Below are 22,734 nucleotides of genomic sequence, written 5' to 3'. Positions count from 1 at the left end.
CAGCGCCGAGATTCTCGACCAGCTTCTTTGTCAGCTTTCCAGAAAGCGCCATTTAAAATACCACATTTCATACCACTCAAGGAAACGATACGATCGTAATCGAAAGAAATCTAAGGGAAAGCTCAAACACACTTAAAATCATGAAAGCAAATGAAAAAGGCCGCTAAAAGCGGCCCATTCAAATCGAACAATAATGTAGGATGGCGGAGAAGCAGGGATTCGAACCCTGGGAGGGCGTTAACCCTCGTCGGTTTTCAAGACCGGTGCATTCGACCACTCTGCCACTTCTCCGACGCGCCATCCCTAATACCACTCACAGCGTGGTTCAAGCAGAAAGAGTGGCGGATTTCCGTCACATCGCACATGCCGGACTTTCCTTAAAACCCCTCGCAGGTTACACTCTGCGCAATTGACCGCTGCTGCGCCCGAATAGGGACGGAAAACAGCGGCACTTGGTGCGACAAGATACGAGCAGACAAAGGGCACGTAATGACCTTATTTTCAGGCGCAAGCTTTCATTTTCCGCGCCGCACGGCGACGGCCGTCTTTGCGATGTGTGGGTTGGCTCTGGCTGGCTGTACCGACGGTGAAGACTTCAATTTCTTGAACAAACCCGCAGAAACCGAAACCACCGCACCGGCGGCCGGACAAACCACAAAGCTGGTGGAACGTGATGTCGAAGCACCTGAGGTGTTCTCTACGTCAGAGGCTGGCCTCTGGGACGGACGCCCGTCATTGGGCGGTGTCTGGGCCGCACATCCAGACGTGGGAGATCCAGAGCGGGTTATCATCCGCAACAAAGCCAACGGCAAGTTTGTGATTGGGGCCTTATTTCGCCGCGAACGCGACATTCCTGGTCCTCGCATTCAGGTGTCCTCAGATGCGGCCGACGCACTGGGCATGCTGGCCGGCGCCCCTGTTGAGTTGAATATTACCGCCCTGCGTCGTGAAGAGGTGGCCGAAGAGGCCCCCGTTGATCCAGAGGCAACAGCAGAGGTTGCGTCGACGGCAGACGTGGAAGAAGCGCCGCTAGAGCCCATTGCCGCAGCCACAGCTGCCATTGCTGCAGCCGAAGCCAAACAAACGCCACCAGCCCCGGCACCAGCCGCGCAGTCAGAAGTGGCCCCCAAACCACAGTCGTCGTCGCTGTCCAAACCTTATGTCCAGATCGGTATCTTCTCTGTGCAGGCCAACGCCGATGGCGCCGCCGCACAAATGAAGAGTGCGGGCCTGCCAGCCCTGACCAAGAAAACCACCTCGGGTGATAAAACCTTCTACCGCGTTCTGGTTGGTCCGGCCTCCAGCAAGTCGGCTCTCAAATCTATGACCAAGAAAGTGCATGGCATTGGCTTTACCGATGCTTATGCGGTGACCAACTGACGGAGGCTTCTGCCATGTTCAAGTCCATGTTCTTCGCCTGTGTGGCGGCCATCGGATTGACGGTCGCGGCCAGCCCAGCCAGCGCCTTTGAAACCAAGGCCCGTGCGGCTTTTGTGATGGATCAATCCACCGGCACCGTACTGTTGGCCAAAAACGCCGATGAAGCCCTTCCGCCAGCATCGATGTCCAAGCTGATGACACTTTATATGGCCTTTGAGGCTGTGCGCGACGGGCGCTTGCAGATGGCCGAAAAGCTGCCCGTGTCGCAACACGCGATGAACTACGGCGGCTCCACCATGTTTTTGGACACCACCGACCGTGTGGCGGTGCAAGACCTGCTGCGTGGCATCATTGTTTTGTCTGGCAACGATGCCTGCGCTGTGATCGCTGAAACCCTGAGCCCGGATGGCACCGAAGCGGGCTTTGCGCGCCTGATGACCCGGCGCGCACGTCAGATGGGCATGACCAATTCCACGTTTGCCAACTCCAATGGGTGGCCCGCACCGGGCCACCGCATGAGCATGCGCGACCTCGCGCTCCTGGCAAATCACCTGATCGCTGACTTTCCCGAATTCTACCCGATGTTTGCCGAACGCGAATTTAAGTTTGACGGACGCGCGCCGCAGAACACACAAAACCGCAACCCACTTCTGAAGCTGAATATTGGCGCTGATGGTCTCAAAACCGGCCATACGTCTGAAGCCGGCTACGGTCTTGTTGGCTCCGCCAAGCAAGGCAATCGCCGTGTGATCTTTGCCTTCTCCGGGCTGCAAACCGCAGCCGAACGTGCGGAAGTGTCCGAACAAATTGTAAACTGGTCTTTCCGCCAGTTCTCAGAGGCCACATTGGCCCGCGAAGGCGAGCGCGTCGCCGAGGCTGATGTGTGGATGGGCAAAACCGCCCGTGTGGGATTGGTCCCGGAAAGCGACATCGACGTTTTGCTCCCAGTACTGGCCAAAAACAAAGTCAAAGCTGAGGTGATCTACAACGGGCCCATCGAGGCCCCGATCTCCAAAGGCCAATCTTTGGCCGAACTGGTACTTATGCCTGAGGACTTGCCTGAGATGCGTATTCCACTGGTCGCAGAAGCTGATGTGCCCGAGGGTGGTTTTGGCATTCGCCTGCGCACCGCAACTGGCATTCTGATGCAGCAATTTGGCCTCAATCTCGCAGGTGCATCGTGAGCGGACACTTCATCACTTTTGAAGGCATCGACGGTTCCGGAAAATCCACCCAAGCAAAACTCCTTGCAGCCCGCCTACAGGCGGATGGGCATGAAGTTGTGCTCACCCGCGAACCAGGCGGATCCGTTGGAGCCGAAGAAATCCGAGCCCTTGTGCTCGAAGGCAACCCGGACCGATGGTCTGCGGAAACCGAGATTCTGCTGTTTACGGCCGCGCGCCGCGACCACCTGGAACGCACCATTCTGCCCGCTGTGGCGGCAGGCAAGATTGTCATCTGTGACCGCTTTGCTGACAGCACCCGCATGTATCAGGGCCTGTCTCGCGGCGACCTGCGCGGCATTGTTGACCAATTACACAGCCTGATGATTGGCCGTGAACCGGACCTGACCGTGCTGATCGACATGGACCCAGCCACCGGCTTGGCGCGCGCCAAGTCCCGCCAAACTGCTGAGGAACGCTTTGAGGACTTTGGCCAGGCCCTGCAGGAGCAAATGCGTAAAGGTTTTCTCGACCTGTCCAACGAATTTTCTGACCGCTTTTGTGTGATCGATGGGGCTGATGACATGGACCGCGTGTCCAACGCGGTTTATGCCGCAGTTGCCCACCACATAGAGGCTTTCTCTTGAGCGACGACACCGGCCCAGAGGCGGATCGCGTTACCGGTGCGCCACATCCTCGGGAAACCGATGTGCTTTATGGTCAGACCTCCGCCGAACAGGACTTTCTCACAGCGGTCAATTCCCACCGCTTGCACCACGGCTGGCTGATCACCGGCCCTATTGGCGTCGGCAAAGCCACGCTGGCCTGGCGTATGGCGCGGTTTTTGCTGGCCACACCGCTGGACGATGGCGCTGGTTTGTTTGGCGATCCAGTGCCGTACACCAGCCTCGACATCTCTCCCGAGCATCCCGTAGCCCACCGTCTTCTGGCCCGATCCGAGCCCGGCATGTTCAGCATCACACGATCCGTGAATGAAAAAAACGGCAAGCTGCGCGACAAGATTGTTGTAGATGACGTGCGCGGGTTGACCCACTTCCTTACGATGTCGTCTGCGGATGGCGGCCGTCGCGTGGTGATTGTCGACAGCGCCGATGAGATGAACGTAAATGCCGCCAACGCGCTCCTAAAAATGCTCGAAGAGCCGCCGGAACGCACCACCATGATGCTGATCTCGCACCAGCCGTCACGCCTGTTGCCAACCATCCGGTCCCGCTGTCGCGAGTTGCGCCTGCATCCGCTGCTGCCTGACGACATGCACAACGCCCTCACCCAGGCGGGCTTTGAGGCTGCCGAGTCCCCTGCCCTTGCTGAGTTGGCCGCTGGCTCGGTGGGCGAGGCCTTGCGCATTTTACAAAGTGACGGTCTGGCACTTTATGCCGAGCTGATCGCGCTCTTTGCCTCCGATCAAGGCTTTGATCGCCAACGCGCCCTCAATCTTGCCAACGCCGCCGTGGGTCCTGCCAATGCGGAGCGCTACGAGTTGTTGTTGACCCTCATTGACCTTTTCTTGATGCGCTTGGCCCGCACCGGCGCATTGGGTCAGCCGCCAGCTGTGGAGGCCGCCCCACATGAAGCACAGGTCCTGACGCGACTTTCGCCACACACACAGAAAGCTCGTGCCTGGGCAGCAGCGGCCCAGGAAATCTCCGATCGCACCCAACATGGCAAGGCGGTGAACCTTGACCCTGCTGCGCTTGTGCTGGATACGGTTTTCAAGATCCACCAAACCGCAATTGCCTGAGCGCCCCATGACTGACTTTCCACAGATCACTGACAGCCACTGTCACCTCGACTTCCCGGATTTCGACGGCAAGTTGGATGAGTTCATCTCGCGCGCCGCAGAGGTGGGTGTGACCCGCATGGTTACCATCTGCACCCGCTTGCGCAATGAGCCTGATGTGCGCGCCATCGCAGAAGCCCATGCGCCGGTGTTCTACGCTGCCGGCACCCACCCAATGAGCGCCGCCGAAGAGCCTTTGGCCACGGTGGACGAACTGGTCGCGCTGGCACAGCACCCCAAATTTGTGGGCATTGGCGAAACCGGTCTGGATTACCACTACACTGCCGACAGCAAAGAAATTCAACAAACCTCCCTGCGCATCCACTGCGAAGCCGCCCGTGAGACCGGCTTGCCTTTGATCATTCACAGCCGCGACGCCGATGATGATATGGCGCAGATCCTGACCGAAGAATTTAACAAAGGCGCCTATGGCTGTGTCATGCACTGCTACAGCTCCGGGCCGGAACTGGCCAAGAAAATGCTGGACTTGGGCTTCTACTTGTCCATGTCCGGCATCGCCACATTCCCGCGGTCTCAAGAGGTGCGCGACATCTTTGCCGCCGCGCCCGTAGACCGTGTGCTGGTGGAAACTGACGCACCTTACCTTGCGCCCCCGCCTTATCGCGGCAAACGCAATGAGCCGTCTTATGTTGAGAAAACCGCCCGCGTTGGCGCCGAAGTGTTTGGCGTGAACTACGCCGACTTCGCCGCGCAGACCCAGGCCAACTTTGACCGCCTGTTCTCCAAAGCCTCCAACACCGCGGCCGCTGCATGAGTGCAAAGCTTACTTTCACCATTCTGGGCTGCGGCAGCTCGGGCGGCGTGCCGCGCATCGGCGGCCATTGGGGGGATTGTGATCCCGCCAACCCGAAAAACCGCCGCCGCCGCTGCTCGCTTCTGATCGAGCGCGAAACAGCCGAAGGCGCAACCACGGTATTGATCGACACCTCTCCGGACATGCGCGATCAGCTCATATCCTCCAATGTCGGCGCACTGGATGCGGTGGTCTACACACACAGACATGCGGACCACGTGCATGGCATCGACGATCTTCGTATGGTTGTTTATAACATGCGCCGACGCATACCGGTTTGGGCGGACGGCGATACCCAGGACGACCTGCTGAGCCGCTTTGGCTATGCCTTTGTGCAACCCAAAGACAGCGCCTACCCACCGATCCTTGAATTGCACACAATCGACGATGCGGATTTCACAATTTCCGGCGCCGGCGGCGACATCACTTTTACGCCAATCACGGTGAAACACGGCAGAATTGATGCCCTGGCCTTCCGCGTGAACGACGTGGTTTATATGCCAGATGTCTCGGAAATCTATGACGACGCCTGGCCACAGCTAACTGATATGAAGTGCTTCATCATTGATGCCCTACGCCGCTCGCCACATCCCACACACGCCCACCTTGATCAGGCGCTGGAGTGGATTGGAAAGCTCGCCCCAGAACGCGCCGTTCTAACCAACATGCACATCGACCTCGACCACTCGACTGTGGACGGCGAAACCCCAAACCACATCACCCCCGCCTTTGACGGGATGAAAATCACCTACGACCTATAAAACCAGGTCACGAGGCAGGACACACCACAGATGCAAACTCTAATCTCTGTGATCTTGCCGGTCTTTCTCATCATCGGTTTTGGTTACATGGCCGCGTGGCGCGGCTTGTTCAGCCAGCAAAACGTCGACGGGTTGATGCGTTATGCGACCACCTTCGCCGTACCTGTCTTGCTGTTTCGCGCGATCTCTAACCTTGATCTGGCAGCCGAATACAATCTCAGCCTCTTAGGCAGCTTCTACGGTGCCGCCTTCCTATGTTTTCTCACCGGCATGTTGGGCGCCAAATACCTGTTTGGTCGCGATTGGGAAGACGCCACCGCAATTGGTTTTGTCTGCCTGTTCTCCAACTCTCTCCTGCTTGGTCTGGCGATCATGGAGCGCGCCTATGGTCCGGACAGCCTCACCGGCAATTACGCGATCATCTCCATCCATGCACCTTTCTGCTACGGCCTTGGCATTGCCACCATGGAGATCATGCGTGCGCGGCACAGCTCCAAAGCCAAAATTGTGCCCACCGTGCTCAAGGCGATGTTTTCCAACGCGCTGATCATTGGCATTGGGCTTGGCTTTGTGGTGAACCTCGGCAACATTCCCGTTCCCGAACCGGCCATGCATGCAGTCAACCTCTTGGCCGCCTCCGCCCTTCCGGCCGCGTTGTTTGGCATGGGCGGCGTTCTCTATCGCTACCGCCCCGAAGGCGACATGCGCGTCATCCTGTTTTGCTGTGCAGTTTCCTTGGGCCTGCACCCGGCCCTCACCTTCGCCTTTGGTACGCTAAGCGCCATCTCCGCGGACAACTTGCGCTCCGCCATTGTCACCGCCTCCATGGCACCCGGCATCAACGCCTATCTCTTTGCCAACATGTATGGGCGCGCCATGCGGGTGGCCGCATCAACCGTGCTCATCGGCACAGCACTTTCGGTCCTTACAGTTTGGCTCTGGCTGGGCACATTACCGTGACTTCACGGCTCTGCCGCTTGCGTCTGTGCCCACCTCGCCCCATTTTGACGGCCTGACCCTTCCACAGGAGCGCCCCATGGCCCAAGATCCAATCCGTGTAGACATTGTCTCTGATGTTGTGTGCCCATGGTGCATCGTCGGCTACCGCCAATTGATGCAGGCGTCTGAGGCCACCGGCATTGCCATCGAAACCTACTGGCATCCATTTGAACTCAGTCCAGACATGGAAGCAGAAGGCGAGAACTTGCGCGACCACATCATGCGCAAATACGGCAGCTCGGCGGATCAATCCAAAGACGCACGCGACCGATTGACTGATGTTGGCGCCGAACTGGGCATTGATTTTCAGTGGTCCGATGACAGCAGGATCTACAACACCTTTGCCGCCCATCAACTGTTACATTGGGCCTCTGAAACCGGGCACGCACAGGCCCTGAAACTGGCTTTGTTTGATGCCTATTTCACCCACGGCCGAAACGTGAGCGACCTAAACGTTCTCATAGACGCAGCCGCCTCCGTTGGACTGGATGCTGAAGAGGCCGAAGCGGTTTTGAAAGAGGAACGTCATGCCGACATGGTGCGCCAAAAAGAACAGTTCTGGACTTCACGTGGCGTGTCCGGCGTGCCAACAATGATCTTTGACGGCAAACAGGCCACCTCCGGTGCGCAAGGCGTCGCCACTTTCTCACAATTGTTGAAGCAGCTGACGTCTCAATAACTACGCACGCGGCTCAGGTGCTGCGGCATTCTGTTTCCTTTAGACCCTTGGAATCGCCGATTCCTAGGGCTTTTTTCTGCCCGACAATTCGCGATACGCACGCCCAAAAAACCCACCTACAACGCGCGCACAACCTATAGCAGCAGCATCAAAAAACCTTCCCCTACAGGTTCAAGACCCAAGCCAAAACAGTGCACCTCCAAACACTTAGCTCAGGTCCGCCCCTCTTACTATCCAACCAGAACCACACCTCCCCTCTGCTTACCAAGCCGCAATTCCAGAAGAATTTTCAGAGTAACGCGGTGTTAAGGGCTGCCAGCTTACGTTGCCTTCAATCAGCCAGTCCGAAAACGGTATTGAACCAGACCCATGAACACAGAAAACACATCATCACAGGCCGACTGCATCGCACTGCCGCAGCAGTTGGATTTCGCACATTGCACTGAGTTGCGTCTCGCTATCGAGGCCTCCCGCGGTCAACCTCTGGCGCTGGATGCGCACCATGTTGAGTTCCTTGGGGGCGCCGGCGCCGAGCTTCTATTGGCGACACGCGCCGAATGGGCCGCACGTGACCTGGCATTTGAATTGAAACAACCATCTGACGATTTTCTAAAAGGTATGGAGCGGCTCGGCCTGCCCCATGACTGTCTTCTTGAAAGGGGCTCCGCATGACAACGAAGATTCTTGCAGTTGATGACTCCCGCACCATGCGCGCGATGATTCAAACCGCACTGACCGATGCAGGCTTTGATGTTGATCTGGCCGAGGACGGCATCGACGGGCTGGACAAGCTTGGCGGCTCCGACCCAGATCTGGTCATCACCGACATCAATATGCCGCGCCTGGATGGGTTTGGCATGATCGAAGGCGTGCGTGAACGCCCCGAGTGCGCCTCGCTGCCAATTCTCGTGCTGACCACGGAAAGCGGTGAAGAACTGAAACAACGTGCCCGTACGGCTGGTGCAACTGGCTGGATCGTCAAACCTTTTGACGCGGAAAAGCTGGTCGCTGTCATCAATCGTCTTGTTGTTTGAAAGGAATTGAATGATGTCCGATCTTCGTGACATGTTCTTTGAGGAATGCGACGACCTTCTTGAAGTGTTGTCCACCGGTCTGGAAGAGCTCCAGAACGAGACATCAGATGCAGAAACCATCAACTCGATGTTTCGCTCTGTGCATTCCATCAAAGGCGGCGCCGGGGCATTTGGCCTTGATCGCCTGATCAAATTTGCACACGCATTCGAAAACGTCTTGGATGACCTGCGCTCTAACAAACTTGAGGTGGACGGGACCATCACGGCGCTGATGTTCTCCGGTTTTGACCACCTAAACGACCTCGTGGATGCGGCCCGTGACGACAACGACCTACCGGAATCCGATGGGGCGGCTGTTCTTGCGGAACTCAAGCAAACCACACAGAACGCCAATGGTCTAAGCGGCGATGAGGAAGAAGACGCAAACGAAGTCGACTCAGACGATTTTGTTGTGCAAGCAATGGACTTCGGTCTTGATCTTGGCGGGGATGACGACACTCCAGCGGATCTTCCAGGACTGCCCTCTTTGGGGGGTGACGCGGTCGAAGGTGCTATGCTCTTCGTGGTCACATTTAAAGCGGAACCCGTGCTTTACACACGGGGTCACGATCCAGCCTTGCTGTTCCGCGCATTGGGTGAGATGGGTGATCTGTCCATTGAAGCCGATCGCGAAGCCGTCGCACCTTTGGAAAGCCTAAAGGACGCGCCAGCAGCCATCTCTTGGACTCTGACGTTGCGCCCGGATGACGGCATCGATGAAAGCGCCATCCGTGAGATTTTCGAATTTGTGGAAGGCCAATGTGTGCTGCAAATTTCGGAAGTTGCAGCTGAAACACCCGCCGGGGAAGCGCCAACAACAGAAGCCGAATGCGAAGCACCAGAACCAGCCCCGGTTGCGGAAGCTGCGCCGGCGGCGGCACCGACCAAAGCCAAGTCCAAGGACAAGTCGCCCCCTGCCAAAGCCCCCAAAGCTGAAAAGCAGGAGGCCAAGGGTGGAGACGGTGGAAAAAAGTCTTCTGAACCGCGAAACAGCACCATCCGTGTGGATCTGAACCGTGTTGATCGCTTGATCAATCTGGTTGGCGAACTGGTAATCAGTGAAGCCATGCTGCGGCAGTCGATGAACGAGTTGCCGGTGTCTGCCAACAGCGCCGTCAGTGAGGCCATTGGTCAGCTGAAAACCCTATCGGGCGTTCTGCAAGAAAGTGTGATGGCCATTCGTGCGCAACCTGTGCGAGGTCTGTTCCAACGGATGAGCCGAATTGTCCGGGAGTCCTCCCGTCAGGCCGGTAAAACCTCCCGTCTGGTGATGGTTGGGGAAGCCACCGAGGTCGATAAGACCGTGACGGAACGTCTGGTGGAACCTTTGACCCACATGATCCGGAACTCAGTCGACCACGGCCTTGAAAAACCCGAGGATCGCGTGGCTGCTGGCAAGCCGGAGATGGGCACAATCAAACTCGAAGCGGCGCACCGCTCCGGTCGAGTTGTGATCTCTCTGTCTGACGACGGTGCGGGTGTGAACCGCCCCAAAGTGCGTCAGAAAGCCGAAGAAAAAGGCTTGATACGTCCTGAGGACGACCTGACCGACAGCGACATCGACAACCTGTTGTTCCGGGCCGGATTTTCGACGGCAGACGAGATTTCTCAACTGTCTGGCCGCGGTGTTGGCATGGACGTTGTGCGCTCTGAAATTCAGGCGCTTGGCGGTCGTATCAACCTGCAATCCGAACCAAACAAGGGCACCACGATCACCATCTCCTTGCCGCTGACATTGGCGGTCATGGAAGGCATGCTGATTGAAGTTGCAGGTGAGAGCCTGGTTGTCCCAACCGTCGCATTGCGAGAGACGCTGCAGCCGGGTCAGGCCAACATTCACGACTTCTGTGATGGCGACCGTGGCCTGTCAGTAAATGACTCCATGCTTCCGATTGTAGACCTGGGGGAGGCCCTCGGCTTCCGCCCACCGCTGCCGGATTTCAGCAACCAATCCCTCCTTCTGATCGAAGGGGAATCCGGTCGGCGCTCCGCACTTGCTGTGGACGGCATCGTGGAGCAACGCGAAGTGGTGATCAAAGGTTTGGAACATAACTACCAATCCATTCCAGGAATCGCTGCGGCAACCATCCTTGGTAACGGCAAGATCGCCCTGATCGTCGACACGGATCAAATGATCCCATCACCGGGTAACGGCAACACAGGACTGCTTAAGGGGTCCGATATGGCAGAGGTGAACTCTTATGTCTGAACAAGCAACTCAAGAACAGACCGACGAACGCATTGAAATCGTGTCCTTCGCCATTGGTGAGCAGGCTTTCTGCCTGGACATTGGCCACGTGCTTGAAATCCGAGGCTGGACCAGCACCACCACGCTGCCGCATGCACCGGATTATGTGGTTGGCATGATGAACCTGCGGGGCGCTGTGCTGCCGGTGATTGACCTGTCGATGCGTTTGGGGCTGGGTAAAACCATTCCAGAAAGCCGCCACGTCATCATCATTGCACATATCGATGAGAAGAGCGTTGGCTTCCTGGTAGACGCTGTGTCCAACATCATCACTGTGAACACTGACGAGATCAAAGCGACACCTGAGGTATCTTCCTCTAGGACTGCTGCGTTCATTCGTGGGGTCTACACGCTGGACGACACCATCGTTCGGGCGATTGATGTTCATCAGATTATGCCACAGGAAGCAATGTCAGCAGCATGACCCAAATGGCGCAAAAATCCCTTGAAGAAGGCACAATCAGTGATGCGGACTTTGCCGCAATCGCTGGGCTGGTGCGAGAATGGATGGGCATCGACCTTCAACCGCACAAGCGGACGATGGTTGCCTCCCGTCTCTCCAAACGCCTACGTGCCACTGGCTATGAGTCGGTCAACGACTACATCGACTATATGCACTCGCCTCAAGGGCGGGATGAGCAAACCCGTTTCATCAGCGCCTATACAACCAACATGACGCGCTTCAATCGCGAAGGGCATCACTTCGAACAGCTGGCCAATGACATTCTGCCTGACCTTATGGCACAGGCGCGTCGCGGCAAGAGGGTTCGGATTTGGTCAGCTGGATGTTCCAGCGGTGAAGAACCTTATGGTCTGGCTTTCCACGTGTTGGATGCCTGCCCTGAAGCCCCTTCTCTGGATGTGAAAATCCTGGCATCAGACATCGATCCTGAAATCTTGGCATCCGCCAAGCGCGGCGTCTATCCCGCATCCTCAGTCAACACCCTAACCAACGGGCAAGCGACCAAATACTTTGAGGATTTTGAAGGGTCAAACGATCGGAAATCTGTTTGCGACAAAGCCCGCGAACTAATCAGTTTCCGTCGCCTCAATCTTCATGGCGATTGGCCGTTCAAAGGCCAGTTCGACATCATCATGTGTCGCAACGTCGCCATCTACTTTGATGCACCAACACAAAGTCGTCTCTGGCGCAGATTTGGCGAGCAGCTTTGCCCAGACGGCCTCCTATTCTTGGGCCATTCCGAAGGAATTGGTCCGGAACACGCCGACCTGTTTCACACAGCCGGCCGGGGCGTTTTCTCAATAGACACCTCCCGCATTGGTGACAGAAGCGCCAATGCAACCTTGCACATGGGGAATTAAAAATGAGCTTGAAAGATAAGCTGCATATCCTGGTTGTGGACGACATGTCCACCAGCCGCGGACTCATCACACAGGCACTCGATGAGATCGGGATCGTCAACTACCGCACCGAAAACGACGGTGCCCAAGCCTGGCGTAGCCTGGCGGCGAAACCGGTGCACTTGATCCTGTCGGACTTCAACATGCCTGGCATGGACGGCCTCCAACTTTTGGAAGGCATCCGCGGTAATAAGGCGACAGCCCGCACCGGCTTTATCCTGATCACCGGGCGCGCAGATCCGGACACAATCAACAAGGGCGTCAAGCTCGGCATGAACAACTTCATCAAGAAGCCGTTCCAAACCGCACAACTCAAAGCCTGCATCGAGAAGGTAGTGGGGCCTCTGTAAAGGAGGCTCCCTAGGGGGACTAAGAATGGCAACGCGCACCACCGCAGACGTACTGACTACCATTTCCGAGGACGTGGCAGACCTCGCCTCCATCGCACATGCGTTGGACGGTCTGACCAGCGAACTTGATTTGGAAGGCGTCGACCACAACAAAATACGGGATCTGCAGCGCGTAGACGCGCTGTTCCAGCACCTAGACGACATCGCGGTTTTGCTTGGCAACATGTCTACGATGATTGGTGCGGGCCCCGATCTCAATGTGCAGGATCTCTCAAACAGCGTCCGTCTGGATTACTTGAAATCCCGCCTCTCTGATGCGGAAAAGACCCGCGCAATCTCGCCTGATGCAGGCAACGTAAACCTCTTCTGAGCCACACTTGCTCAGCCACAGTGACATTGGAATAGACCCATGAACGCCATGACCAAGATCAGCAGCGCCAGCGCAGACAGCTCAGCAACAGAGGTGCGGTTTCCCAACGAAAGCATCGTCGTTTCCTCGACCGATCCACGTGGCGTGATTCAATTTGCCAATCAAACTTTCTGCGATGTGGCCGGATATTCCGTCGACGAGTTGCTCAACGCCCCGCATAAAATTGTGCGTCACCCAGATATGCCAAAAGGTGTCTTCTACCTTTTGTGGGATTGCTTGAAATCCGGCATGCCTGTTTGCACCTATGTGAAAAACAAAACCAAATCGGGTGGCTACTACTGGGTTCTGGCTGTGGTGACACAGACAGAGAACGGCTTCCTCTCCGCTCGAATCCGCCCCAGCACCGAATTGTTTGAAGCCACCAAAGAAATCTACGCCACGCTGCTGGACGAAGAAAAGCGTGAAAACCTTTCACCGGAACAAAGCAGTGCGCGTTTGATCGAGATGTTGAAAGACGCAGGATATCCAACACTGGAATCTTACGGGATTGAAGCATTGAACCTGGAATTCAAAGCGCGCGGTATCATTGCGCCAGATTTGTCCAGTTCCTTTCTTCTGATGGACGAGCTTGCAGAAATCATCTCTGACATGCAGGGCCTGGTGAACAGCATCGAGCAGGGTTTTGAGCGTGTCCGCGGCGAGCCTGTGAACCTACGCATTTTGGCGGGACGTCTTGAAGGCGCCGGTGCTGCGCTTGGCACCATTTCCCAAAACTACGACGCCATGGCCAAAGAGATGCACAGCCTGGTTGGCCGCCTGCACGACCCGGAAAACGGCTCTTTGGTACAGATGTACAGCGCTGTGTCTCAGGGCCGTTGGTCAATGCAGATTGCCCAACTCTTAAACGAAGCCCATGGCAATATCGCCCCTGATGATACTGCGACGGATGGTGCGGTTCTGCTCAAAGAGCACCATGAACGCCTTCACCAACGCAGCCGTGCGCGCCTGATTGAGATTTCTTCAATCGGCAAGTCCATCCCGGACATCTGCCGCAGCCTGCGTCGTCGGATCAACGGTCTCGACGTTGTGAAACTGCTTTGCAAAGTGGAAAGTGGCCGCATGCGTGACGTGGATAGCGGTTTGGACGGTATCATCGCCCGTCTGGAGAACTTCCACGACAACACCGACCGCCACTTGGCTGACCTGTCCGCCAAAGCCTCCCAAGTGACCCAAAAAGGCAGCGCCCTCTAACGAGGTCGCACCACCCCATTTCAGCCGCTCCTATAAGCTTCAAAACAACAGGAATTCACCATGCCGGTTTTCCAAAAAATCAATGCCCGTATTTCGCGGATGAGTATTAAAACCAAATTGGCAGCGGCCATAGCGGCCTGCGCTCTACTGGCCGTTGGCCTGTCACAGTTCAATCAATACAACGCCCGCACCACCGAAGCGGAAACCCAAGCAACGGAGCGCTATGATCTGCTGACAGAATTGTTCAGCACGCAACTGGTGGCAGCCGCCCAATTTCAGGACGTCGACCGCCTGAAAGCCACCACCGACCGCTTCCTGGAACAAGACCCCCACATCACCGCTGTGAGTGTTTTGTCTACGGACGGCACCGTGATCTACAGCTACGACGCGGCAGACATCCGCGCCGAAACCATCACTCAGGGGTTGAACGCCGTTTCAGCCTCAATCACCGAAGACAAACCAAGCGCACATGCCATCGAAGGGGCCGTCTATGCGGCGCAAATGCCAATTGCACAGGCTGGCCGTTCCCCGGTTGGCACCCTTCAGGTTGCTGCAGACGTCTCCTCTATCCGCGAAGAAGCTCTTCAGGAGTTTATCAAAGGCGCAATTGGCTCGGTTCTGGCCGCAGCCTTTGCTCTGGGACTGATCGTGATGCTGGTTGGCCGCGTCGTGACGCGCCCTGTTTTGGGCCTTGGGAAAGCCATGGACGCCATTGCCGACCACGATTACGATTTTGAAGTGCCACATTTGGACCGCCACGATGAAGTTGGTGCCATGGCCAACCGTCTGGACAAATTCCGCACGCAATTGGCCCAGGAAGAACGCGACCGTGAAGTTCGCGCAGAGCAAGACAAACAGCGCCAGCGCCTGTTTTCTCGCCTGGCTGAAGGCCTGTCGGAAATCGCAGATGGTCGCGTGGATCGCCCGATCGACACCGCAGAGTTCTCCGACCTCGGTGAAAACTCAATGCAGATCTGCAACGATTTCAACGATGTTCTCACAAACCTGAAATCTGTTTTGTCCACCGTGACGCGCACTGCTGAGACCGTCCGTAGCAGCGCCCATGAAATCTCTGAAAGCGTTGTAGACCAATCCAAGCGCTCCGAAGCGCAAGCGGTTACTCTCGAAGAATCCGCGGCGGCGATCGAAACACTGAGCACATCGGTAGAGCAAACCGCTGATCACGCGGCAGAGGCCAACAAACGTATCACCCAGAATCGTCAGCAGGCGCAGTCCGGTGGCGAAGTGGTTGAGCACACCGTTGAAGCGATGCGCAACATCGAGCAAAGCTCCGACAAAATCACCGCAATCATCGGCGTGATTGACGACATCGCTTTCCAGACCAACCTCCTGGCGCTAAACGCCGGTGTGGAAGCTGCCCGTGCAGGCGAAGCTGGACGCGGGTTCGCGGTTGTGGCCTCTGAGGTCCGCGCCCTTGCGCAGCGCGCCTCGGATTCCGCAAATGAGATCAAAGAGTTGATCATGACATCTGGGGAACAAGTCACCAAGGGTAGCGCGCTGGTCAACCAAGCTGGCGATGCCCTTCAGGAAATCATCACAGGTGTGAACCACGCGTCTGATCTGGTGTCACAAATCGCAACCGGCTCGCGCGATCAAGCAGACAACCTGCGTGAGATCAAAGAAAGCGTGACCGAATTGGATCGTGTGACACAACGCAACGCAGCCATGATCGAAGAATCCTCTGCCGCCAGCCGCAGCCTGTCTGACGAGGCCGCCAACATGTCTCAGGCGCTCAAGGTCTTCAAGCTGACCGAGGCGGACATTGCGTCCCCCCAGACACCTGCGCCCGCCAGAAAAGCACCGGCTCGCGCCAAGCCAACCAAAGCAGCTGCCAAACCAGCACCGTCCCGTCCTGTTGCGGACACGGCAAAAACCAAGGAATGGGACGACGACGCCGCCAAAGATGCCAAGGCTACAAAAGCCAAAAAAGCCGCGCGCGCAAAACCGGTGCAAGAGCCCAAACCGCAACCAAAGCGCGCCAAAGCCGCTGTAAATCAGTCGGCACCGGTACAAAACACCGCCAGCGAAGACTGGGAAGACTTTTAAGAACAGCGCAAAAACTGCGCCTTGTCAGCCGGTGCGCGAACCCGGTTGGTGTGTAACCCTCGGTGAATGGAATAGCCAATGAGTCTTAGTGAAGCAGAAGCCATCAAAGGATACCAGGTCCAGCCCCTGTTGCAGGGTGACGTCCAGGTTTCCAGTGACCAGGATATCGTGATGACCACGATCTTAGGGTCCTGTGTGGCCGCTTGCATGTGGGACGAGGCCGCGGGGATTGGAGGCATGAACCACTTCCTGTTGCCCGGCACCGAAGATGGCTCCGCAGGCTCCATGAGCCACGGTGTACACGCGATGGAATTGCTGGTGAACGGGTTGATCCAGGCCGGTGCCCGCCGTGACAATCTCAAGGTGAAGCTGTTGGGCGGCGGCAAAATGTTCAATAGCCGCATCGACATTGGCTCCAAAAACGCTGAATTTGCGATGTGGTTTGTCCGCAACGAAGGCTTTGAGCTGATGGATTGCTGCCTTGGTGGACAGCGTGGCCGCAACATACGTTTTTGGCCTGTTGGCGGGCGTATTCAGCGCCGCTTTATGAAAGACACCCGCCTGCTCACCGAAGAAGAAGCACCGCGGCGCAAGCCAAAGCCCAAGGTCGACGACAACCTGGGCGACGTGCAATTGTTTTAAGACGCAGGTCCCTCCAATCCCTGCAAACAAAAAGGCCCGCAGATCACTGCGGGCCTTTTTAAATTCAGATGTGCAGCGCGTGCCCCAATGCCTTGAGACAGGCTTCCTGCAATCCTTCAGATTGCGTGGGATGGGCATGGATCGTAGCTGCAATGTCTTCAAGGCAAGCCCCCATCTCAATCGCCAGCGAAAACGCCGCCGACAATTCCGAGATCCCTGCCCCAACCGCCTGCAAGCCCACAACCGCGTGGTCTTCTTCGCGGTACACAACCCGCACAAAGCCGTCGTCGCGCTCTGTGGTCATGGCACGGCCATTGGCCATAAACGGGAACTCGCTGGATTTGGTGCCCTCGATCTCCCCCGGCAATGCGCCACAGGTGACAATTTCCGGGTCTGTGAAACACACCGCCGGAATGGCGCGTTTGTCCCACTCCACGGCATGGCCCGCGATATGTTCGGCTACCAATTCACCCTGGGCCATGGCCCGATGTGCCAACATCGGCTCGCCGGTCACATCGCCAATCGCGTAAATCCCACGCATTGAGGTCTGGCAATAGCTGTCGATCTTTACAAACGGCCCATCCTGGGTCAGCGCAAGCTCTTCAATGCCAATACCCGCCGTGCGCGGACGCCGGCCCACGGTCACCAGCACTTTCTCCGCGACCACATCGCCTTGATCAGTCTGCAACGCACCATCGGCGTAGCCCTGTGCCTTGGTGCCGGTCATCACCGTCACGCCCAGTTCTTTCAGCCGCTTCGCCACCGGCTTGGTCAGCGCCTTGTCATACAGCGACAGAATGCGGTCTTCCGCCTCCACCACCGTGACCTTGCTGCCCAACTTGGCAAACACCGTGCCCAGCTCCAGCCCGATATAGCCACCACCAACAACCGCCAATGTCTCCGGAACTTCGGTCAGGTCCAACGCCTCGGTCGAAGACAAGATCGGCCCGCCAAACGGTAAAAACGGCAGTTCCACCGGCGCGGAGCCCGTGGCAATCACCACATATTCCGCCCTTATCTGCTGCACCTCGTCGCCATTGGTGACTTCGACAGTTTTGCCATCCAGGAACCGCGCCTGCCCGGTCACAAACCGCGCTTTTGCTTTCTTCATCAGCGCCGACACCCCAGTATTCAGGCGCTGCACAATGCCGTCTTTCCACGCGACGGTTTTGGCCAGATCAATGCTTGGCGCCCCCACGGAAATTCCCAACGGCCCGTCGTTCACGTGGGCAAACTTATGGAATTCATCCGCCGCATGGATCATCGCCTTGGACGGGATACAGCCTACATTCAGGCACGTCCCACCCGGCTTACCGGCATCCACAACAATGGTATCAATGCCCAGCTGGCCTGCACGGATAGCACAGACATAGCCTCCAGGCCCGGCCCCAATAATCAGCAGTTTACAGGATAGATCAGTCATTTAGCCCTCAACAAACAGCATCGCTGGTGTTTCCAGCAGGGTTTTAATTTTTTGCACAAACACAGCCGCATCCCAGCCGTCGATCACCCGGTGATCAAAACTGCAGGAGATGTTCATCATCTTTCGCGGCTGAAATTGTTGCCCATCCCAAACAGGACGGATCTGCATCTTGTTCACGCCCACAATGGCCACCTCAGGATGGTTGATGATTGGCGTTGTGGCGATCGCGCCCAACGGTCCCAACGAAGTGATGGTGATCGTGCCACCGGACAACTCATCGCGTTTGATGGTGCCGTCCCGTGCCTCTTGCGCCAACCGTGACACAGTTTCTGCATTGTCCCACAGGCTGCCCGCCTCCGCATGTTTCACCACCGGCACGTTCAAGCCGTTTGGGGTCTGCGTGGCGATGCCCACATGCACCCCACCGTGGCGATGGATCACACCAGCCTCATCATCATAGCGCGCATTCAGCTCTGGCTGCTCGCGCACCGCTTCAACAATCGCCCGCATCAGGAACGGCAACAACGTCAGCTTCGCCCGCTCCCCTTTGTGTTTGGCATTAAGCGCCGCACGCAGGTCTTCCAGCGCCGACATCTCAACCTCTTCCACAATAGTGATATGCGGAATTTGCCGTTTGGAGATCGCCATCTTCTCGGCGATCTTGCGGCGCATGCCAATCACGCGCACCTCTTCCACGCCGGTGTTCTGCCCTCGCACCACAGTGCCCTGCTGAATGCCACCGGAAGCAATCCAGTTGTCCAAGTCACCATGGCTGATCCGCCCCGCCGCACCGGACCCCGTCACCTGACGCAAATCAACCCCTTCTTCCCGTGCGCGCGCGCGGACAGAAGGCGACGCCAATGGCTTGGTGCCCGCCGCACGCTTCACCGGTACTGCCGCTACAGGAGCCGCCGCAGGCTTCGCCGCTGGTTTTGGTTCACGCTTGGCCGCAGGCTCAACACCCGCAGGCTTGTCCTCAACCGGTACCGCAACAGTGTCTTCCGCCACGCCACTCTCGTTACCTTCGCCGTCCACTTCGATGCGGATCAACACGGCACCAATGGCGATCATGTCGCCAATCTCACCGCCCAGCGCCAGCACCTTACCATCCACAGACGAGGGCACTTCCACAGCAGCCTTATCGGTCATCACGGCGGCAAGCACGTCATCTTCACGCACCACATCGCCAACTTTTACGTGCCATTCGACCAGCTCGGCCTCAGCAATGCCCTCTCCAACGTCGGGCAAACGGATTGCAAATACTCCCATGGCTCAGTCCTTCATGACTTTGCGCAGCGCTTCACCAACCCGACCAGGTCCCGGGAAATACTCCCACTCCTGCGCATGCGGATACGGCGTGTCCCATCCGGTCACCCGGATCATTGGCGCTTCAAGATGATAGAAACAGGCTTCTTGTACGAGGCTCATCAGCTCGCCACCAAAGCCCGAGGTGCGTGTCGCCTCATGCACAACCACACAACGTCCGGTTTTCTTCACGCTTTCAACAATGGTGTCCAAGTCCAGCGGCATCAGCGTGCGCAAGTCGATCACCTCCGCGTCTACTCCGGTTTCCTTAGCCGCAGCTTCGGCCACGTAAACCATCGTGCCATAGGCCAAAACCGTCACATCCGCGCCTTCACGCTGAATATGCGCCTTGCCCAGCGGAACAATCTCGTCCCCATCCGGCACATTCCCCTGAGGGTGCTTCTTCCAGCTTTCAATCGGCTTGTCGTGATGCCCATCAAACGGCCCGTTATAGAGCCGCTTCGGCTCCAAAAAGATCACCGGATCCGGGTCCGCAATCGCCGCCAGCAACAGGCCTTTGGCGTCGCGTGGATTGGACGGGATCACTACTTTCAAACCCGATACATGGGTGAAAATCGCTTCTGGGCTCTGGCTGTGAGTCTGCCCACCAAAAATACCGCCACCGGTAGGCATGCGGATCACCAAAGGACAGGTGAAATCACCATTGGAGCGGTGCCGCAAACGTGCCGCCTCCGACACAATCTGATCATAGGCCGGATACACATAATCCGCGAACTGAATCTCGATCACTGGCTTAAGCCCATAAGCCGCCATGCCAATGGCCGTGCCGACAATGCCGCTCTCATTGATCGGCGCGTCAAAACAACGGGACTTGCCGTATTTCTCCTGCAACCCGGCAGTACAGCGGAACACACCACCAAAAAAACCGACGTCTTCGCCAAACACCACCACTTTGTCATCCGCCGCCATGGCCACATCGTGGGCCTCACGGATAGCTTCAATCATTGTCATCTGCGCCATGATCAGAACCCCGCTTCTTGACGTTGACGGATCAGGTGCGCTGGCATGGTTTCATAGACCCCTTCAAACATGTCGCGTGCGCTTGGCGCTTTGCCACCGGTCAACGTGCCAACTGCTTCAGCCTCTTTTTGCACCGATATCACCGTGTCGAGAATCTCCGCCTCAGCCTGTGCATGGCGATCTTCGCTCCACTCGCCAATCTTGATCAGATGCTGCTTGAGGCGCTCAATTGGGTCGCCCAATGGCCAGGCCGCGGCCTCCTGTTTTGAGCGGTACGCAGCCGGATCATCCGAGGTCGAATGCCCCCCGGCGCGATACGTCACATGCTCAATCAACGTGGGTCCGTGGCCCAAACGCGCACGCTCAGCCGCCCATTTTGCCACCGCATGCACCGCCAAATAGTCGTTGCCGTCCACACGCAGGGAGGCAATGCCAAACCCGTGCCCACGGGCGGCAAACGTGCCCACGCCACCGCGCGCAATGCCTTGGAACGTGGAAATGGCCCACTGGTTGTTCACAATGTTCAGCACAACAGGCGCCTTGTAAGTGGAGGCAAACACCATCGCGGCATGGAAGTCATTCTCCGCTGTGGAGCCATCCCCAATCCAGCCGGTCGAAATCTTGGTGTCACCGGAGATCGCCGAAGCCATCGCCCAGCCCACCGATTGCACAAACTGCGTGCCAAGGTTTCCGGAAATCGAAAAGAACCCATGCGCTTTGGACGAGTACATGATGGGCAGCTGACGCCCCGCCAACGGGTCTTCGGCATTGGAGTATATCTGGTTCATCATTGTCAGCATCGGATACTCTGACGCAATCAGAAGCCCAGCCTGACGGTAAGTTGGGAAATTCATATCCCCCGGTTGCAACGCACGGGCAAAGGCGCAAGACACCGCCTCTTCCCCCAAATGCTGCATGTAAAAACTGGTTTTGCCCTGGCGTTGCGCAATCTGCATGCGTGCATCAAAGGTCCGCAGGGTCATCATATGACGCAGCCCTTCGCGCAGCTCATCCACGCTCAGCGCACCGGCCCAATCACCAACGGCCTCGCCTTCTTTGTTGAGTACACGCACAATCGAAAACGCCATGTCACGAATGGCATCCGGGTCCGCATCCACATCTGGTCGGCCAACTTCGCCAGCCCTTGGAATTTCAAAATCGGAGAAGTCCGGCGTGTCACCAGGACGGCATCCCGGTTCCGGGACATTGAGGGAGAGCGGAGCAGTATCAGAGCCCATGCGTCACCTTTCTGAAGTGGGGCTGACACCGGGAGTCACGATTGATCTGTCACGTTGACCCACGCAGGGGCTCAGGGACGGACAGCACAACCGACACCCCCGCCTGCCAGCGAGAATTATTCAACCCTGCTAGTTTAGCCAACAATCCGGGTTGAAAAACGGCGTTCTCCTAGCGTATTTGCGAAATGTTAGTCGGAAAAGTCCATCTAGGAGGAAACTGTGGCGAAAATCACTATAGACGAAATTGACCGCAAAATCATCCGCGCACTTTGTGAGGATGGCCGCATGTCTGTGGTGCAAATTGCCGACCGCGTGGGGCTCTCTGCCACGCCCTGCAAGCGCCGCCTGAAACAGCTGCAAGACAGCGGGCTGATCGCCGGCTACACGCTGCGCATCAACCGCATGACCGCCGGCTTTGGCATCACCGCCTATGTGAATGTCGAGCTGGAGCGTCAAGATGCGGACGCTATTTCAAATTTTCAGAAAGAAGTGGCCCGCTTTGATGAAGTTGTCACCGGCACATTGATGACCGGCGCGATGGACTTCCAACTGGAGATTTGGGTGGAAAGCCTTGAAGAATTTGAGACTTTTCTGCAATCAAAATTGATGCGCGTACCCGGCATTCGCGCCATCCGCTCCCGGTTTGCCCTCAAGAAGTTTGTCGAACGGGTGCGTATTCCCTGACGCTGTGCCGCAGAATTTCCTTTCGCCCCAATAACTTAACAAAGCAACCATTCCACGATCCCGCCCCAAACCACGCTGAAAGGCGTTATTTTTCAACTCAAATTTACCCTTAAGCACTTCGAAGGGATTATGTGGCTAACGAT

Annotated in this window: 23 protein-coding genes and 1 tRNA gene; 19 read left to right on the top strand and 5 right to left on the bottom strand. The window is 57.0% G+C overall.

The genetic code is table 11. The features are described from left to right. Positions 1-201: 201 nt before the first annotated feature. Positions 202-291 (bottom strand) — tRNA-Ser (locus QOL67_RS19600). Between the two features lie 198 nt (positions 292-489). On the opposite strand from QOL67_RS19600, the gene QOL67_RS19595 reads away from it, so the two are divergent. The 18 genes from QOL67_RS19595 (at position 490) to QOL67_RS19510 (ending at position 16,960) form a co-directional block, all read left to right on the top strand. Beyond that, complete coding sequence (locus tag QOL67_RS19595) at positions 490-1,380, top strand: SPOR domain-containing protein (RefSeq protein ID WP_283427677.1); 891 nt, start codon at positions 490-492, stop codon at positions 1,378-1,380. Positions 1,381-1,394: 14 nt separating this feature from the next. Continuing rightward, entirely contained in the window at positions 1,395-2,564 is a 1,170-nt protein-coding gene (locus QOL67_RS19590) for a D-alanyl-D-alanine carboxypeptidase family protein (RefSeq protein WP_430458978.1), read from the top strand. Then, positions 2,561-3,190, top strand: a complete 630-nt coding sequence (gene tmk, locus QOL67_RS19585; RefSeq protein WP_283427676.1) for a dTMP kinase — start codon at positions 2,561-2,563, stop codon at positions 3,188-3,190. Before QOL67_RS19590 ends, tmk begins: the two co-directional genes overlap by 4 nt. Then, positions 3,187-4,305: a DNA polymerase III subunit delta' gene (locus QOL67_RS19580; RefSeq protein ID WP_283427675.1), complete on the top strand. Its 1,119-nt coding sequence runs from the start codon at positions 3,187-3,189 to the stop codon at positions 4,303-4,305. Before tmk ends, QOL67_RS19580 begins: the two co-directional genes overlap by 4 nt. A 7-nt stretch (positions 4,306-4,312) precedes the next feature. Then, positions 4,313-5,119 (top strand): TatD family hydrolase, encoded by an 807-nt coding sequence (locus QOL67_RS19575; RefSeq protein WP_283427674.1) that lies wholly within the window; start codon positions 4,313-4,315, stop codon positions 5,117-5,119. Continuing rightward, entirely contained in the window at positions 5,116-5,919 is an 804-nt protein-coding gene (locus QOL67_RS19570; RefSeq protein WP_283427673.1) for an MBL fold metallo-hydrolase, read from the top strand. The genes QOL67_RS19575 and QOL67_RS19570 overlap by 4 nt, the downstream gene beginning before the upstream one ends. Positions 5,920-5,949: 30 nt before the next feature. After that, entirely contained in the window at positions 5,950-6,879 is a 930-nt protein-coding gene (locus QOL67_RS19565) for an AEC family transporter (protein WP_283427672.1), read from the top strand. A gap of 76 nt (positions 6,880-6,955) precedes the next feature. Beyond that, positions 6,956-7,597, top strand: coding sequence for a DsbA family oxidoreductase (locus tag QOL67_RS19560; RefSeq protein ID WP_283427671.1), 642 nt, complete (start codon positions 6,956-6,958; stop codon positions 7,595-7,597). A 369-nt stretch (positions 7,598-7,966) separates the two neighbouring features. After that, positions 7,967-8,269, top strand: a complete 303-nt coding sequence (locus QOL67_RS19555) for an STAS domain-containing protein (protein ID WP_283427670.1) — start codon at positions 7,967-7,969, stop codon at positions 8,267-8,269. Further along, positions 8,266-8,631 (top strand): response regulator, encoded by a 366-nt coding sequence (locus QOL67_RS19550; RefSeq protein ID WP_164646190.1) that lies wholly within the window; start codon positions 8,266-8,268, stop codon positions 8,629-8,631. The genes QOL67_RS19555 and QOL67_RS19550 overlap by 4 nt, the downstream gene beginning before the upstream one ends. Before the next feature lie 13 nt (positions 8,632-8,644). After that, entirely contained in the window at positions 8,645-10,879 is a 2,235-nt protein-coding gene (locus QOL67_RS19545; RefSeq protein ID WP_283427669.1) for a chemotaxis protein CheA, read from the top strand. Further along, on the top strand, positions 10,872-11,342 hold the full coding sequence (locus tag QOL67_RS19540) for a chemotaxis protein CheW (RefSeq protein ID WP_283427668.1): 471 nt from the start codon (positions 10,872-10,874) through the stop codon (positions 11,340-11,342). Before QOL67_RS19545 ends, QOL67_RS19540 begins: the two co-directional genes overlap by 8 nt. 5 nt (positions 11,343-11,347) lie before the next feature. Then, a complete protein-coding gene (locus QOL67_RS19535; RefSeq protein WP_283427667.1) occupies positions 11,348-12,241 on the top strand; it encodes a CheR family methyltransferase in 894 nt (297 codons plus the stop codon). A gap of 2 nt (positions 12,242-12,243) precedes the next feature. Then, positions 12,244-12,630 carry a response regulator gene (locus tag QOL67_RS19530; RefSeq protein ID WP_164646186.1) on the top strand — a complete coding sequence of 129 codons (387 nt, stop codon included), beginning with the start codon at positions 12,244-12,246 and terminating at the stop codon, positions 12,628-12,630. 25 nt (positions 12,631-12,655) lie between these two features. Further along, positions 12,656-13,000: a hypothetical protein gene (locus QOL67_RS19525; RefSeq protein ID WP_283427666.1), complete on the top strand. Its 345-nt coding sequence runs from the start codon at positions 12,656-12,658 to the stop codon at positions 12,998-13,000. A 39-nt stretch (positions 13,001-13,039) separates the two neighbouring features. Then, positions 13,040-14,251, top strand: coding sequence for a PAS domain-containing protein (locus QOL67_RS19520; protein WP_283427665.1), 1,212 nt, complete (start codon positions 13,040-13,042; stop codon positions 14,249-14,251). A 60-nt stretch (positions 14,252-14,311) separates the two neighbouring features. Further along, entirely contained in the window at positions 14,312-16,318 is a 2,007-nt protein-coding gene (locus QOL67_RS19515) for a methyl-accepting chemotaxis protein (RefSeq protein WP_283427664.1), read from the top strand. Positions 16,319-16,489: 171 nt separating this feature from the next. Further along, the gene (locus QOL67_RS19510) at positions 16,490-16,960 is read left to right on the top strand and encodes a chemotaxis protein CheD (RefSeq protein ID WP_283427663.1); all 471 of its coding nucleotides are present in this window, start codon (positions 16,490-16,492) and stop codon (positions 16,958-16,960) included. 64 nt (positions 16,961-17,024) lie between these two features. On the opposite strand, the gene lpdA is transcribed toward QOL67_RS19510, so the two are convergent. From lpdA to QOL67_RS19490, 4 genes are read right to left on the bottom strand one after another with little or no spacing between them, the layout of a single operon-like run. After that, a complete protein-coding gene (gene lpdA / locus QOL67_RS19505) occupies positions 17,025-18,383 on the bottom strand; it encodes a dihydrolipoyl dehydrogenase (protein ID WP_283427662.1) in 1,359 nt (452 codons plus the stop codon). Beyond that, positions 18,384-19,652: a dihydrolipoamide acetyltransferase family protein gene (locus QOL67_RS19500; protein ID WP_283427661.1), complete on the bottom strand. Its 1,269-nt coding sequence runs from the start codon at positions 19,650-19,652 to the stop codon at positions 18,384-18,386. Positions 19,653-19,655: 3 nt separating this feature from the next. Next, positions 19,656-20,669, bottom strand: coding sequence for an alpha-ketoacid dehydrogenase subunit beta (locus tag QOL67_RS19495; RefSeq protein ID WP_283427660.1), 1,014 nt, complete (start codon positions 20,667-20,669; stop codon positions 19,656-19,658). A 2-nt stretch (positions 20,670-20,671) separates the two neighbouring features. Then, a complete protein-coding gene (locus QOL67_RS19490) occupies positions 20,672-21,907 on the bottom strand; it encodes a 3-methyl-2-oxobutanoate dehydrogenase (2-methylpropanoyl-transferring) subunit alpha (protein ID WP_283427659.1) in 1,236 nt (411 codons plus the stop codon). Between the two features lie 219 nt (positions 21,908-22,126). On the opposite strand from QOL67_RS19490, the gene QOL67_RS19485 reads away from it, so the two are divergent. After that, on the top strand, positions 22,127-22,591 hold the full coding sequence (locus QOL67_RS19485) for an Lrp/AsnC family transcriptional regulator (RefSeq protein ID WP_283427658.1): 465 nt from the start codon (positions 22,127-22,129) through the stop codon (positions 22,589-22,591). Positions 22,592-22,734: the final 143 nt, after the last annotated feature.

It is taken from the genome of Shimia sagamensis (genome assembly GCF_900182745.1).
GTDB classification, from domain to species: Bacteria; Pseudomonadota; Alphaproteobacteria; order Rhodobacterales; family Rhodobacteraceae; genus Shimia; species Shimia sagamensis.
Note: the sequence above shows the minus strand (reverse complement) of the source record. Positions and strands in the feature narration are given on the sequence as shown.